This is a genomic window from Curtobacterium sp. MCSS17_016, from assembly GCF_003234255.2.
Classification (GTDB): Bacteria; Actinomycetota; Actinomycetes; order Actinomycetales; family Microbacteriaceae; genus Curtobacterium; species Curtobacterium flaccumfaciens.
The window spans coordinates 3,143,177-3,156,749 of the sequence record NZ_CP126254.1 but is presented as its reverse complement, the minus strand read 5'-3'; the positions used below and the strand labels follow the sequence as shown (position 1 = coordinate 3,156,749).

The 13,573-nt window shown below is 71.3% G+C and carries 15 protein-coding genes; 7 read left to right on the top strand and 8 right to left on the bottom strand.

Translation table 11 applies throughout. The features are described from left to right. The 6 genes from DEJ19_RS14845 to DEJ19_RS14820 all read right to left on the bottom strand — a co-directional run bounded on the left by DEJ19_RS14845 (position 1) and on the right by DEJ19_RS14820 (position 3,493). The gene (locus DEJ19_RS14845) at positions 1–564 is read right to left on the bottom strand and encodes a hypothetical protein (protein WP_110864128.1); all 564 of its coding nucleotides are present in this window, start codon (positions 562–564) and stop codon (positions 1–3) included. Beyond that, positions 561–1,136: a DUF6286 domain-containing protein gene (locus tag DEJ19_RS14840; protein WP_027465998.1), complete on the bottom strand. Its 576-nt coding sequence runs from the start codon at positions 1,134–1,136 to the stop codon at positions 561–563. The genes DEJ19_RS14845 and DEJ19_RS14840 overlap by 4 nt, the downstream gene beginning before the upstream one ends. Before the next feature lie 9 nt (positions 1,137–1,145). Continuing rightward, positions 1,146–1,460, bottom strand: coding sequence for a hypothetical protein (locus DEJ19_RS14835; RefSeq protein WP_111232897.1), 315 nt, complete (start codon positions 1,458–1,460; stop codon positions 1,146–1,148). Further along, complete coding sequence (locus DEJ19_RS14830; protein ID WP_017885412.1) at positions 1,457–1,648, bottom strand: DUF2273 domain-containing protein; 192 nt, start codon at positions 1,646–1,648, stop codon at positions 1,457–1,459. Before DEJ19_RS14830 ends, DEJ19_RS14835 begins: the two co-directional genes overlap by 4 nt. Further along, positions 1,645–2,103, bottom strand: a complete 459-nt coding sequence (locus DEJ19_RS14825) for an Asp23/Gls24 family envelope stress response protein (RefSeq protein ID WP_111024451.1) — start codon at positions 2,101–2,103, stop codon at positions 1,645–1,647. The genes DEJ19_RS14830 and DEJ19_RS14825 overlap by 4 nt, the downstream gene beginning before the upstream one ends. Positions 2,104–2,272: 169 nt before the next feature. Next, positions 2,273–3,493: an AraC family transcriptional regulator gene (locus DEJ19_RS14820; protein ID WP_111100376.1), complete on the bottom strand. Its 1,221-nt coding sequence runs from the start codon at positions 3,491–3,493 to the stop codon at positions 2,273–2,275. 82 nt (positions 3,494–3,575) lie between these two features. Between DEJ19_RS14820 and DEJ19_RS14815 the strand changes: the two genes are divergently transcribed. The 4 genes from DEJ19_RS14815 to pgi all read left to right on the top strand — a co-directional run bounded on the left by DEJ19_RS14815 (position 3,576) and on the right by pgi (position 8,301). Further along, on the top strand, positions 3,576–3,866 hold the full coding sequence (locus DEJ19_RS14815; RefSeq protein WP_027466001.1) for a metal-sensitive transcriptional regulator: 291 nt from the start codon (positions 3,576–3,578) through the stop codon (positions 3,864–3,866). A gap of 32 nt (positions 3,867–3,898) precedes the next feature. Continuing rightward, a complete protein-coding gene (locus DEJ19_RS14810) occupies positions 3,899–4,117 on the top strand; it encodes a heavy-metal-associated domain-containing protein (RefSeq protein ID WP_171907845.1) in 219 nt (72 codons plus the stop codon). Beyond that, positions 4,114–6,345 carry a heavy metal translocating P-type ATPase gene (locus DEJ19_RS14805; RefSeq protein ID WP_111232898.1) on the top strand — a complete coding sequence of 744 codons (2,232 nt, stop codon included), beginning with the start codon at positions 4,114–4,116 and terminating at the stop codon, positions 6,343–6,345. Before DEJ19_RS14810 ends, DEJ19_RS14805 begins: the two co-directional genes overlap by 4 nt. A gap of 234 nt (positions 6,346–6,579) precedes the next feature. Continuing rightward, positions 6,580–8,301: a glucose-6-phosphate isomerase gene (gene pgi, locus DEJ19_RS14800; protein WP_110864230.1), complete on the top strand. Its 1,722-nt coding sequence runs from the start codon at positions 6,580–6,582 to the stop codon at positions 8,299–8,301. Positions 8,302–8,513: 212 nt separating this feature from the next. Here the strand turns inward: pgi and DEJ19_RS14795 are convergent, their stop codons facing one another. Continuing rightward, on the bottom strand, positions 8,514–9,419 hold the full coding sequence (locus tag DEJ19_RS14795) for a LysM domain-containing protein (protein ID WP_258377366.1): 906 nt from the start codon (positions 9,417–9,419) through the stop codon (positions 8,514–8,516). Between the two features lie 132 nt (positions 9,420–9,551). Here DEJ19_RS14795 and DEJ19_RS14790 point away from each other — a divergent pair, with 132 nt between their 5' ends. The 3 genes from DEJ19_RS14790 (at position 9,552) to DEJ19_RS14780 (ending at position 12,515) form a co-directional block, all read left to right on the top strand. Continuing rightward, positions 9,552–10,088, top strand: coding sequence for a hypothetical protein (locus DEJ19_RS14790; RefSeq protein WP_111090969.1), 537 nt, complete (start codon positions 9,552–9,554; stop codon positions 10,086–10,088). A gap of 155 nt (positions 10,089–10,243) precedes the next feature. Then, a complete protein-coding gene (locus tag DEJ19_RS14785; protein WP_071405967.1) occupies positions 10,244–11,701 on the top strand; it encodes a sugar porter family MFS transporter in 1,458 nt (485 codons plus the stop codon). 109 nt (positions 11,702–11,810) lie between these two features. Next, positions 11,811–12,515, top strand: a complete 705-nt coding sequence (locus tag DEJ19_RS14780) for a DUF4396 domain-containing protein (RefSeq protein ID WP_258377368.1) — start codon at positions 11,811–11,813, stop codon at positions 12,513–12,515. A gap of 69 nt (positions 12,516–12,584) precedes the next feature. Here DEJ19_RS14780 and DEJ19_RS14775 read toward each other — a convergent pair whose 3' ends face one another. Next, positions 12,585–13,559: a zinc-binding dehydrogenase gene (locus DEJ19_RS14775; RefSeq protein WP_071406109.1), complete on the bottom strand. Its 975-nt coding sequence runs from the start codon at positions 13,557–13,559 to the stop codon at positions 12,585–12,587. Between the last annotated feature and the right edge of the window lie 14 nt (positions 13,560–13,573).

The following is a 13,573-nucleotide window of genomic DNA, read 5'->3' as shown; positions in this document are numbered from 1 at the left end:
TCAGTGGACGCGGGTCGACTTCGCGAGCGCGGAGCGGGTACCGCCGGTCAGGTGCACGAGCACCGGGACCGGACGGCCGAGGGTGCGGTCGAGGACCGCGACGGCTCGGTCGACGGCGTCGAGCACGCTGACGGCGTCCCCGCCCCGGCGGACCGCGACACGGATCCGGGCGGCGCGCTGCCGGCGGACGAGGTAGGTGTCGACACGGGACCCGACCACGTCGCGGACACCCGCGAGTTCGTGCTCGAGGACGTCCCGGACGAGTGCGACGTTGACGGTGACCGCATCGTCGCCCGAGTGCTCCCGGACGGCGACGGACGTGCCGCCACCACCGCGGGTGAACACCCACACGAGCGACAGGACGATCACGAGGGCCGCGGCCCCGGCGACGATCCACAGCGCGGACGCGGGGACGTCGAGGCTGCGGGGGAGGTCGACGTACGGCTTGACGGCGTCCTGGACGGCGGGCAGCACACCCGCGCCCATCGCGATCCCGACGACCACGGCGACGAGGCCGAGGACGAACAGGATGATCCTGTTGAGGGTCCGGTTGCTCTTGGTCATGCGAGGGTTCCCTTCTCCTCGACCCGGACGCGGACGCGTCGGCCGAAGCGCTCGTCGAGACCGCTCAGACGCTCCACGACGGCGGCGCGGACGCTCGCCTCGTCGACCGGCACGCCGGTGACGGGGACGATGCGGACCTCGGTGGAACGGCCACGGGCGGTGGCGGAGGCGTTCCCCTCGGGGACACCGGCCGCCATACCGGCGGCGTTCGCCGCGGTGGAGGCGACGATGCGGGCGTCGATGACGACCGCACCGCGCTCGTGCTCGACGACCGATCGGTGCTGGCGGCCGGGCTTGAGCGCCAGGACGACCAGCACGACGCCGAGGACGACGAGCACACCCGCGATCACCTCGACGATGGTGACGAACGCGGCGTCCGGACGGAGCGCCGTGTCGACCACGGTCTGGGGGTCGGCGACCAGCGGCGGGCGTCCGATGGCGCTGAGCACCGCCTCGGTGCCGATCCAGGCGGCCACCAGAGCGAGCACCACGAGGGCCACCGCCACTGCTGTGGAGCGGGAGCGGTGCACGCTCCGACGACGGATGCGTCGTTCGACGGAACCGTTGCTCATGATGGCCTCCTAGCGGGCCCGGGACTCGTGCTCGCGCACGATCCCGGTGAGTTCGATGTGGGCACTGCCGACGAGACGCCCGGTCAGGTCGCTCACGCGGCCCTTGACCTGGTCCGCGATCCGGATCGACCCGGAGACGATGTCGTCGCTCGCGGCGATCGGCCCGGTGATGTCGAGCGACAGTGCTCCCGACGCGTCGCCGAGTCCGACGCGCACCCGCTTGGCGGGGGCGCCGAGCCCTTCGGCTGCGACGGCCCGCGCCAGCGAGGTGAGCGCGCGTGCGGTGATCTCGACGCGGCCCGGGACGTCCGGGCCGGCGTTCACCGGGAGCTCCGGCGTCCGGTCAGCACGTCGGTCAGGGCACCGCGGTCGATGCGCCCGGTGGCGAGTGCGGCCACGAGGGCCCCGATCGCACCGAAGACGATGACGAGCACGAAGCCCCAGAACCCGAACTGCAGTGCCACGACGGCGAGGACTGCGCCGATGAGGGCGCCGATCAGCGTGTTGCTCATGCGACTCGGGCTTCCTTCTTCTCGTCCTCGTTGTCGTCGTCGTCGCCCGGGATGTAGACGTCCTGGACGGTCACGTTGACCTCGGCGACCTCCATGCCGACGATCTGCTCGAGGGCACGGGCGACACCGGCACGGACGCCGTCGGCGACCTGCTGGAGCGACACCGGGTACTCGGCGACGATCACGATGTCCGCGGCGACCTGCTTCTCGCCGACCTCGACCTTGACGCCCTGACCGAAGTCGCGCTGGCCGATCGCGTCGCGGATGGCGCCGATGGCACGGGCAGCACCGTTGCCGAGGGAGTGCACGCCGTTGACCTCACGGGCGGCGATGCCGGCGACCTTCGACACGACGGTGTCGTCGATGACGGTCTTGCCGGTGACGCCGCTGGTGCCGGCGTGCGAGGTGGCACGGGTCGCCGTGGTGGCCGGGGTGGGGGTGATGGTGTCAGCCATGTTCGTTCCTTCCGTTGACCCGCCGGGCGTTCCCAGCGGTTGCTGTTCACGGATGAGACGGGCTGTGGAAGAGATTCGTCACACACGACTTCTCGGATTCGGGAGGAATCCAGGGAACCCCGGAAATCCGGGGATCTGTGTGTACCCCTGGGGTGTTCCGTCCGGCCGTTCAGCCGTTTCCGGCCGCGCCGTTGCGCTCGGCAGCGGCCCGCATGGCACGGACACAGGCCATGGGGGAATCGCCGCGCTCCTCGCGGAAGAGCTGCTGCAGCCGTCGGGGGAGCACCCCTGCAGCGGCCGCGATGTCGTCGAGCGTGAGCGGGTCGTCGAGGTGCTGTTCGATGTACGACACCGCACGACGGACACGCCACGACGCCTTGCCGGCCTCCGGCTGCGCAGCCAGCGACGCGCGCTTCGTCACGGCCGGGTCCTCACCGAACCGGTCGCGGTAGGTCTCGGCGAACCGGCCCGGGTTGGTGAAGCCCCAGCGGCGGGCGATCGCGGCGATGCCGGAGGACACGAGCGGACAGTCCGCCGGGGCGACCGGGCCACCCCGGTCCGCGCGGAGCAGCTCCTCGCGCACACGGTCCAGGCGGTGGTCGCGCAGGAAGCGGTGCGGGGTGGTGTCGAGTGTCCGGGCGAAGACGTCCTGCAGTCCGCGCTGGCTCAGTCCGCAGGCGGCGGCGATGGTGGGGACGGAGGGGCGTTCTGCGGCGTGCAGCTCGATGAAGCGAATCGCGTCGCGGAGCCGGTTCGCCACGGGCACGTCGTCACCCCGGTTGCGGATGGGGAACGTGTCGAGGATGACGACGGCCAGCCGGCGGTTCAGGGCGGTCCGCATCGGCCCGAGCACGCGGTCGTCGACCAGGGCCGGCCCGAGTTCACGGATCAGGTGCCGCAGGGGTTCGCGCCGGGCGACGACCTCGTCCTGCTGGTCGAACAACAGTGGGCCGTCGGGCAGGCGGTAGCCGAGGTCGCGGCCGACGCTCCGCAGGAACCGGTCGGACACGTGCACGCCGTTGTAGACGGTGCCGTCGGACTCGAACCGGTAGGCCTCGGACGCCGACGCGATGTACGGGCTGCCCGGCTCGACGACGCGGGTGCGGTCGGCGAAGTGCATCTCGAGCCGGCCCTTGGTGAGCCAGAACACCACGTGGTCGTCCCGCACGCCGATGACCCCACCGCGTCGGCCGCCCTCGGCCCGCATGGTGCGCAGCGACAGGTCGTCGTCGCCCACGACCGTGTACTCGTACCGGGTGTCGTCGGTGGCGAAGGTCTCGGAGGCGAAGTCCGAGCCGCCGTACTCGGCCGTGAAGATCTCGGAGTAGTCGGAACCCTCGCCGTCGGAGAACCGCAGCCGGCGGAATCCGTTCGTCGTCGAGGGGTCCATGCGCCGATCATGCCATCAGTTGCACCGGACAAGGAAAGGAATACCCTAGGGGGGTACCGTATTGAGAACGGTGGAGGCGGACATGCACGAACACGTCGGGTACATCGGCGACAAGGACGACCTGCTCAAGCGACTCCGTCGCGCCGAGGGGCAGGTGCGCGGGATCGCGCGGATGGTCGAGGACGAGACGTACTGCATCGACGTCCTCACCCAGATCTCGGCGGCGAACCGGGCGCTCGAACGCGTCGCGCTGTCGCTGCTCGAGGACCACCTGGCGCACTGCGTCGCCGAGGCCGTCGCCGAGGGCGGGGACGCCGCCGACGAGAAGGTGCGCGAGGCCAGCCAGGCGATCGCCCGGCTCGTCCGCTCCTGACCCTGACGACCCACCACCGAGAAGGAGACACCATGACCACCGAAACGCTGCTCGTCGAGGGCATGACCTGCGACCACTGCGTGATGAGCGTCACCGAGGAACTCACCGAGGTCGACGGGGTGTCGGGCGTCGACGTCCGACTCGTCCCCGGCGGATCGTCCGAGGTCACCGTCAGCTCGACGGCACCCGTCGATGCGGACGCCCTCCGCACCGCCGTCGCCGAAGCGGGGTACGAGGTCGTGCGCTCGTGACCGACCGCACCGTCGAACTCGACATCACCGGGATGACCTGCGCCTCGTGCGCGAACCGCATCGAGCGGAAGCTCGGCAAGCTGCCCGGGGTCACCGCCACCGTCAACTACGCCACCGAGAAGGCGCAGGTGCAGGTCGCCGCGGACGGCACCGCCGACCCTCAGGCGCTGATCGCCGCGGTGGAGTCGGCCGGCTACGGCGCCACGGTGCCGGCACCGCCCGCCGCCGCTGACGCCGGACCCGCGGCCGATGCCGACCCGACCGGCCCGCTGCGCCGACGCCTGGTCGTGTCCGCCGTGCTCGCGGTGCCCGTCGTGGTGCTCTCGATGGTGCCGGCCCTGCAGTTCCCGAACTGGCAGTGGCTCGCCCTGACGCTCGCCGCGCCCGTCGCGGTCTGGGGTGCGCTCCCGTTCCACCGCGCCGCGTGGGTCAACGCCCGGCACGGTGCCGCCACCATGGACACCCTGGTGAGCGTCGGTGTCCTCGCCGCCTTCGGGTGGTCGCTGTACGCCCTGTTCTTCGGCGACGCCGGCACGACCGGCATGCACATGACGTTCTCGTGGTTCGCCACGGACCCCGAGGCCACCGACCTCTACCTCGAGGTCGCGACGGCCGTGACCGTGTTCATCCTCGCCGGCCGGTACATGGAGGCCCGCGCGAAGACGCAGTCCGGTGCCGCACTCCGGGCGCTGCTCGAACTCGGTGCGAAGGACGCCACCGTCCTGCGCGACGGTGCCGAACACCGCCTGCCGGCCTCGTCCCTGGTCGTGGGCGACGTCGTCGTGGTGCGACCCGGCGAGCGGATCCCGAGCGACGGCCTGGTGCAGGACGGCTCGTCGGCCGTCGACCTCAGCATGCTCACCGGCGAGTCCGTGCCGGTCGAGGTCAGCCCGGGCGACCGGGTCACCGGTGCCACGATCAACGTCGGCGGGCGGCTCGTCGTCGCGATCACGCGCGTCGGTGCCGACACCGAGCTCGCCCGGATGGGTCGCCTGGTGGAGGACGCCCAGACCGGCAAGGCCGAGGTGCAGCGCCTGGCCGACCGCGTCTCCGGCGTCTTCGTGCCGATCGTCATCGCGCTCGCCGTGCTGGCCTTCGTCGGCTGGCTCGTGTTCGGCGGCTCGGTCACCGCGGCCTTCACCGCGGCCGTCGCCACCCTGATCATCGCCTGCCCGTGCGCGCTCGGGCTCGCCACGCCCACCGCGCTGCTGGTCGGCACCGGCCGAGGCTCGCAGCTCGGCATCCTGATCGGCGGTCCGCAGGTGCTCGAGCGCACCCGCGGTGTCGACACCGTCGTGCTCGACAAGACCGGCACCGTCACCACGGGGTCGATGACCCTGGGGTCGGTCACCGCCGTCGACGAGACCGAGGACGTCGTCCTGCGCCTCGCCGCAGCGGTCGAGGACGGCTCCGAACACCCCGTCGCCCGCGCCGTGACCACCGCGGCCCGTGCCGGGGGCGCCGACCTGCCCCAGGCCGAGCAGTTCACCGCGACCGCCGGCGCCGGCGTGCAGGCCGTCGTGGACGGCGACGTCGTGCTGGTCGGCACGAGCCGCTGGCTCGCCGACTCGTGGTCGATCACCCTGCCCCCGGTGCTCGCCGACGCCGTCGACCGCGCCGAGGCCGACGGGGGCACCGCGGTCGTCGTCGCCCGGAACGGCACGGCCCTCGGCGTGGTCGTCGTCGGCGACACCGTGAAGCCCGAGGCCGCCGACGCGATCGCCCGCTTCCGGGCGCTCGGCCTGCACCCGGTGCTGCTCACCGGCGACAACGACGGTGCCGCACGTGCGGTCGCCGCGAGCGTCGGCATCGACGAGGTGCACGCCCGCGCGACCCCCGCGTCGAAGCTCGAGACCGTCCGCCGGCTGCAGGCCGAGGGGCGGAACGTCGCGATGGTCGGCGACGGCGTGAACGACGCCGCCGCGCTGGCCGCAGCCGACCTCGGCATCGCCATGGGGGCCGGCACCGATGCAGCCATCGCGGCGAGCGACATCACGGTGGTGAGCGGCCGGCTCACCGTGGTGGCCGACGCCATCCGGCTGTCGCGCGCGACGCTCGGCGTCATCAAGGGCAACCTGTTCTGGGCGTTCGCGTACAACGTCGCGGCGATCCCGCTCGCGATGGCGGGGCTGCTGAACCCGGTGCTCGCGGGTGCGGCGATGGCGTTCTCGTCGGTCTTCGTCGTGACGAACAGCCTGCGGCTGCGTCGCTTCGCGGCGCAGCCGTGAACCCGACCACACCCGTGAACCCGGCAAGCCGACCGCAGCCCTGAACCCGGCAGGCCGACCGCAGCCGTGAACGCGTCCGGCCGGGAGGCGTGACGCGCGCAGCGAACGCGAGCCGCGCCTCCCGGCCGACTGTGCGCACCACCTGCCGGAGCGCACTACGCTCGAAGACGGTCCGCGACGCAGCGCTGCGTGACCCGCGGGCTGTACGTCCAGAAGGTGATCCAGGAGGACCCCGTGACCGAATCCGCTCCCGTCGACCCCACATCGACCGAAGGCTGGAAGAAGCTCGACAGCATCGCTGCCGGCTTCACCCCGGACCTGCGAGGGTGGTTCGACAGCGACCCCGGTCGTGCCGAGCAGTACACCTTCCAGGCGGCCGACCTGACCGTCGACCTCTCCAAGGGCCTGGTGACCGACGAGATCCTCGCCGCGCTGCTGCAGGTCGCGAAGGACACCGGCGTCGCCGAACGCTTCCAGGCCATGCTCGCCGGTGAGCACATCAACGTCACCGAGGACCGCGCCGTGCTGCACACCGCGCTCCGCCGCCCGAAGGCGACCGAGGGCCTCGTGCCGGCGGCGCCCCTGACCGTCGACGGCCAGGACGTCGACGCCGACGTGCACGCCACGCTCGACAAGGTCTACGGCTTCGCCGAGCAGGTCCGCAGCGGCGCCTGGACCGGTGTCACCGGCAAGCGCATCGAGACCGTCGTCAACATCGGCATCGGTGGCTCCGACCTCGGCCCGGTCATGGTCTACGAGGCGCTCAAGCCCTCCGTCCAGCCCGGCCTCGAGGCCCGCTTCGTGTCGAACATCGACCCGGCGGACATCTACGAGAAGACCGCGGACCTGGACCCCGAGACCACGCTCTTCATCGTCGCGTCGAAGACCTTCGGCACGCTCGAGACCCTGACGAACGCGCGCCTCGCCCGCCAGTGGCTGTGGGAGAAGCTCGGCCTGACCGACGCCGCCGACGACGAGAAGAAGAACGCCGTCGCGAAGCACTTCGTCGCCGTCTCCACCGCGCTCGACAAGGTCGAGGCCTTCGGCATCGACCCCGAGAACGCCTTCGGCTTCTGGGACTGGGTGGGCGGCCGCTACTCGGTCGACTCGGCCATCGGCACGAGCGTCGTCATCGCGATCGGCAAGGAGAACTGGGAGCAGTTCCTCGCCGGCTTCCACGCGATCGACGAGCACGTCCGCACCACGCCGCTCGAGCAGAACGTCCCCGTCCTGATGGGCCTGCTCAACGTCTGGTACACGAACTTCCTCGGCGCGCAGAGCCACGCGGTCCTGCCGTACACGCAGTACCTGCACCGCTTCGCCGCGTACCTGCAGCAGCTCACCATGGAGTCGAACGGCAAGCGCGTCCGCTGGGACGGCTCGCCCGTCACCACCGAGACCGGCGAGGTCTTCTGGGGTGAGCCCGGCACGAACGGCCAGCACGCGTTCTACCAGCTCATCCACCAGGGCACCCGCCTGATCCCGGCCGACTTCATCACGGTCGCCAACCCGGCCCGTCCGCTGAAGGACGAGACCGGCGACGGCAAGGGTGTCGCGCCCGGCACCGACGTGCACACGCTGTTCCTGGCGAACTTCTTCGCGCAGACCAAGGCGCTCGCGTTCGGCAAGAGCGCTGACGAGGTCCGCGCCGAGGGCACCACCGACGAAGGCATCGTCGCGGCGCGCACGTTCCCCGGCAACAAGCCGACCACGTCGATCATCGCGCCGGAGCTCACCCCGAGCGTCCTCGGCCAGCTCATCGCCCTGTACGAGCACATCGTGTTCACCGAGGGCACGATCTGGGGCATCGACTCGTTCGACCAGTGGGGTGTGGAGCTCGGCAAGCAGCTGGCGCTGCAGGTCACGCCGGCCGTGGAGGGCGACCAGGCCGCGCTCGACGCGCAGGACCCGTCGACCAAGGCGCTCATCGCGAAGTACCTGGAGCTGCGGAAGTAACGCACGCCCCCACCTGACGGACGGGAGGCCCGTGGCGGATCCGCCACGGGCCTCCCGTCTGTCGTGTCGGGCACTGCCAAAGCGACAGTTGCGCCCGACGGGCCGCCGTCAGGCCTGCGAAAGCGACAGATGCGCGCCGATCTTCCGCGGAGAAGTGTCGCTTTCGCGAGGGCCCGCTGCGACGCCGCGGGGCTCGGCGCCGGGCCGCCCGCTCAGCGGGCGAGCGGGTCGAGGTTGAGGGACGTGCCCTCGTACAGGTGCTGGTCCTCGCCGAACACCTGGACGCCCTCGTTGAGCCAGACCAGGTCGCGGACGGTGATGCCGAACCGCGCCGCGACGTCCCCGATCAGGTCGTCCGGGGCGACGCCGTAGGACCTCGGCGCGCCGGCGGCCGTGGTCGCGGTGACGGTCCCGGTCGCGTTCGCCCGCCGTCCGGCGTCCTTCGGGTGCACGTTCGTCTGCCGCGCGGGGACGGACCACCGCACGGTGGACACCGCGAGGACCTTGCCGGCGGAGATCTCGACGGGGACGTCCTGTCCGGGCGCCGCGGCGGAGTAGGTCACGAGGGTGCCGAGGTGTGACGGGTCGACGCCGGATCCGTCCAACGGAACGTCGGTCGCGATCGCCCCGCTGGTCGGGCCGCCGAGGGTCCGGTCACCGACACCGGGGTAGGTGAGCCCGTCGCCCACCGCACGGGGCAGGTCGAACAACGCGACGCCGATCGGCACCGGCAGCGTCGAGGTGATCCCGGAGTACTGCGCGGTGAACGTGTCGTCGCCGTCCGCGACCACCCGGAAGTGGAAGTGCACGCTGCCCTTCGGCGAGGCCACGTCCCCCTGCGCCAGGACGGTCCCGGCGGGGATCGGTGTCAGCGTCGGTGCGGGTGCGGCGGCCTCCGTCGGCACCGGGGTCGGTGTGCGCGGGTTCGCCGACGCCTCGATCAGGTCCGATGCCGACTCGCCGTCCGGGGTCGCGGTCGGGGTCTCGCTCGCGGTCGGGCTCGACGCGGGTGGGGAGGCGGGAGCGGGCAGGGCACCGTCCGGTCCCCGCAGCAGCGAGCAGCTGGACAGCACCACGCCGGCCGCCAGCACGATGGCGATTCCGCCGGTCCGTTTCATGATGCCCCCTCAGCTCGAGGGTAACGCGATGCCGAACACACGGTCGTCGTCGCCGGCGGACTGTGTCCCGGGACGCAGTCCAGCCGCCGAGGGGGCGAGATGGTGTCGGTCGGAGCGGCTACGGTCGAGGGCATGGAGCGTTCGGAGATCCTCGCCGCGGCTGCCGCCGCGCACGCCGCCCGCATCGCAGCGGCCGGTGGTGACGACGTCGCAGCGCGTGAACGGGCCGACAGCGTCCGACGACGGGCCGACGGGCTCACCGACCGGTACGACACCGTCGAGGGCACGGACGGCGAGTCCGACGCCCGCGACGCCGCACGCCGACGCGCAGGCGAGGCGGACCGCGCGGCCTCGCGCACCGAGGGCGTGCTGTCGGACTGGCACCGGATGGGCACCCGTCGTGGCGTCACCCCCGACGCCCAGGTCCGCACGGCCTGGACCGTGACCGGGGTCCCCGAGCGCGGCGACGCCCGCGCGCTCGCGAACGTGCTGCTCTCCACCGCGGGGCATGCCGGACGCGTCGCCGACGCCGCCCGACGCAACCCCGCCCTGTCCGGTGCCGCAAGTGCCGCCGCCCGACGGACCGTGCGCCGCTACACCGACCACGGTGCCGACATGGCTTCGTTGGGGGACGTCCTGGGCGACGGCCCCGTCGACGACGAGCGCTGAGCCCGACTCGCAGATTGGACCGCTCCCGTCCTCATCAGGCCTTCTGTGGACCGATCCAAACGACCTGACGACAGAATGTCCAATTGACAGGACATGGATTCGGGTTACGATCGGTCCACGCACTGACGCGCGATCACCGACGAAGGAGTCACCGAATGGTCGACATCAAACCGACAGCCCCGACTGTCGCACTGCCCCCGTTGGGGACCGGGCCGCACCGCCGACGACTCGGTGTGCTGGCCCTCGTCGCCACGTTCGGTGGGTTGCTCTTCGGGTACGACACCGGTGTCATCAACGGTGCCCTGAACCCGATGAAGGCGGAGCTCGGCCTCACGAACTTCACCGAGGGTGTCGTCACCAGCTCGCTGCTCTTCGGTGCCGCGATCGGCGCCATGCTCGGCGGCCGCATCGCCGACGGCTGGGGTCGCCGCAAGACGATCATCCTGCTGGCCGTCACGTTCTTCGTCGGCACGCTGATCTGCGTGTTCGCGCCGACGTTCGAGGTCATCGTCATCGGTCGTGTGCTCCTCGGCCTCGCGGTGGGTGGCGCATCCACGGTGGTGCCGGTGTTCCTCGCAGAACTCGCGCCGTACGAGATCCGCGGGTCCCTGTCCGGCCGCAACGAGCTCATGATCGTGATCGGTCAGCTCGCCGCCTTCGTGGTCAACGCCTTCATCGGCAACATCTGGGGTGAGGGCAACGGGGTGTGGCGCGTCATGCTGGCCGTCTGCGCGCTCCCCGCGATCGCGCTGTTCGTCGGCATGCTCCGGGTGCCGGAGTCGCCGCGCTGGCTCGCGTCGAAGGACCGCTACGACGAGGCCCTGTCCGTCCTCGAGCAGGTCCGGACCACCGACCGGGCCCGCGCCGAGCTCGACGACATCAAGCGGAGCAACGACCTCGAAGCGAAGGTCGAGCGTGTCAGTGGCTGGCACACGCTGCGCGGGAACAAGTGGCTCATCCGCATCGTGCTCATCGGCGCCGGGCTCGGCGTCGCGCAGCAGCTCACCGGCATCAACTCGATCATGTACTACGGCCAGACCGTGCTCATCGAGTCCGGGTTCCAGGCGTCGGCCGCCCTCATCGCGAACATCGCCCCCGGCGTGATCGCCGTTGTCGGTGGCGTCATCGCGCTGTACAACATGGAGAAGATCAACCGCCGCACGACGCTGATCCTCGGGTTCACGCTGACGACGATCTGCCACTTCCTCATCGGCATCGCGTCCGTGGCGCTGCCCGAGGGCAACCCGGCCCGCCCGTGGGTCATCCTGTTCCTGGTCGTCGCGTTCGTCGGCTCGATGCAGACCTTCCTCAACATCGCCGTGTGGGTCGTCCTGTCCGAGATCTTCCCGACGCAGATCCGTGCGCTCGGCATGGGCATCTCGGTGTTCTGCCTCTGGATCGCGAACGCGTTCCTCGGGCTGTACTTCCCGACGATCGTCGCCGCGACCGGCATCACCGGGACCTTCTTCGGGTTCGGGGTCGTCGGGCTGCTGGCGCTGCTCTTCATCTGGAAGTTCGTGCCGGAGAGCCGCGGTCGCACCCTCGAAGAGGTCGAAGAGGGCGTCACCACCGGCAACATCTTCACCGTCCCCGTGAAGGCGTCGCGCCGCTAGTCCGCACCACGCTGCACCGAGTGAGCAGAAGACGTCGGGTCGCCCCAGGGCACCCGACGTCTTCTGCTGACTGGATCCACCGTCGTCGCCCGGTTGGTTGCATGGAGGCGTGACGGAACTGGTGCTGCAGGACTTCCCGGCCGCCCTGAGCGTGGTGTGCTCCGCGCTGCTCGTGGTCGCCGTGGGGTGTGCGGTCTTCGTGGCGGTCGACGTGGTGCGTCGGCCGCCGCAGATGCGCGTCATGGCCTTCGTGTGGCCGCTCACGATGCTCTTCGGCAGCGTCGTGTGGCTCGTCTTCTACCTGCGTCGTGGGCGGGCGACGGCGCCCGGCCACGGACGGTGGGCGGGCACCGCGATCGACACGAGCCACTGCGGGGCCGGGTGCGCCCTCGGCGACCTGATCGGCGAGTTCGGGCTCGCGGCGTTCCCGGCGCTCGGGGTGGCGGTCGGCCTGGGCGCGCTCTACCAGGACCGGATGGTCGCCGGGTGGATCGTCGACTTCGTCATCGCGTTCGTCCTCGGCATCGCGTTCCAGTACTTCGCCATCGCGCCGATGCGGGGCCTCGGCGTCCGGGCCGGGCTCGTCGCAGCGCTCAAGGCCGACACACTGTCGATCATCGCGTGGCAGGTCGGCATGTACGGACTGATGGCGGTGTGGCAGCTCGTCGTGTTCCCGGCACTCGTCGGCGGACGCGCGAGCGTCTTCTCGCCGGAGTTCTGGGTGGCGATGCAGCTGGCGATGGTGGCCGGCTTCGTCTGCGCGTACCCCGTGAACGTGTGGCTGGTGCGTCGGGGGATCAAGGAGGCCATGTGACGGACCAGTGAACGGACGGGAGGCCCGGTGCCAGCTGGCACCGGGCCTCCCGTCCGTCCTGTGGTCGCGCTACGGGCGCAGGAGCACCTTGCCGACGCGGCCGGCGGTGTCGCTGGCGCGCACGGCGTCGCGGACCTGCTCGAAGGCGAAGGTCTCGGCGACGGGGAGCGTCAGCGAGCCGTCGAGCACGCGGGTGATGAGCTCACCGAAGAGCTGCCCCTTCGTCTCGGCCGGCATCGTCTTGCTGACGACGGAGCCCCAGAAGCCCTTCACGGTGAGCTGGCCGAAGATGACCTTGCCCGACGGGATCTCGAGCGTCGGCGACGCCATCGCGCCGAAGACGACGAGGGTGGCGTTCTCGCCCAGCACGGAGGCGATGTCGCCGGCGGCCTTGCCACCGACCGACTCGACGCCGGCGATGATCGGGGCGCCACCGGTGATCGCGGCGACCTGGTCCTGCCAGTCGTCGGCGTCGGTGGCGACGATGCGCTCGATGCCCTGCTCGCGGAGTTCGTCGACACCGGCGGCGCGACGGACGAGTCCGATCACGTTGATGCCGCGGGCGGCACCGAGCTGGGCGACCATGCGACCGACCGCACCGTTGGCGGCGTTCTGGATGATCCAGTCGCCCTCGTGCAGGTCGAGCGAGTGCAGCAGGCTGATGGCGCTGAACGGCATCGAGACGAGCTGGGCGGCGGCCTCGTCGGTCATCGCGTCCGGCACCGGGACGAGCCCGGCGGCGTTCGCGGTGTAGTACTCGGCCCAGACGCCGAAGGCACCGCCGGCGACGCGCTGGCCGACCTGCAGGTTCGTGACGCCCTCGCCGAGTGCCTCGACGACACCGAGTGCCTCGGTGCCCGATGCGGCGGGGAGCTCCGGCTTGAAGCCGTAGGTGCCGCGGACGGTCCACAGGTCGTGGTTGTGGATGGGGGAGAGGACCGTGCGGACGAGGACCTCGCCGGCGCCGGGCGTCGGGACGGGGCGCTCCTGCACCTCGAGGACGTCAGCGGGCTCGGCGAAGGTCTCGTGGACGACGGCGCGCATGGTCGTGGGGGTGG

Coding starts and splice junctions, on each gene's coding strand:
- DEJ19_RS14845 (WP_110864128.1), bottom strand. CDS start 564: ATGACCAAGAGCAACCGGACCCTCAACAGGATCATCCTGTTCGTCCTC.
- DEJ19_RS14840 (WP_027465998.1), bottom strand. CDS start 1,136: ATGAGCAACGGTTCCGTCGAACGACGCATCCGTCGTCGGAGCGTGCAC.
- DEJ19_RS14830 (WP_017885412.1), bottom strand. CDS start 1,648: ATGAGCAACACGCTGATCGGCGCCCTCATCGGCGCAGTCCTCGCCGTC.
- DEJ19_RS14825 (WP_111024451.1), bottom strand. CDS start 2,103: ATGGCTGACACCATCACCCCCACCCCGGCCACCACGGCGACCCGTGCC.
- DEJ19_RS14820 (WP_111100376.1), bottom strand. CDS start 3,493: ATGGACCCCTCGACGACGAACGGATTCCGCCGGCTGCGGTTCTCCGAC.
- DEJ19_RS14815 (WP_027466001.1), top strand. CDS start 3,576: ATGCACGAACACGTCGGGTACATCGGCGACAAGGACGACCTGCTCAAG.
- DEJ19_RS14810 (WP_171907845.1), top strand. CDS start 3,899: ATGACCACCGAAACGCTGCTCGTCGAGGGCATGACCTGCGACCACTGC.
- DEJ19_RS14795 (WP_258377366.1), bottom strand. CDS start 9,419: ATGAAACGGACCGGCGGAATCGCCATCGTGCTGGCGGCCGGCGTGGTG.
- DEJ19_RS14790 (WP_111090969.1), top strand. CDS start 9,552: ATGGAGCGTTCGGAGATCCTCGCCGCGGCTGCCGCCGCGCACGCCGCC.
- DEJ19_RS14785 (WP_071405967.1), top strand. CDS start 10,244: ATGGTCGACATCAAACCGACAGCCCCGACTGTCGCACTGCCCCCGTTG.
- DEJ19_RS14775 (WP_071406109.1), bottom strand. CDS start 13,559: ATGCGCGCCGTCGTCCACGAGACCTTCGCCGAGCCCGCTGACGTCCTC.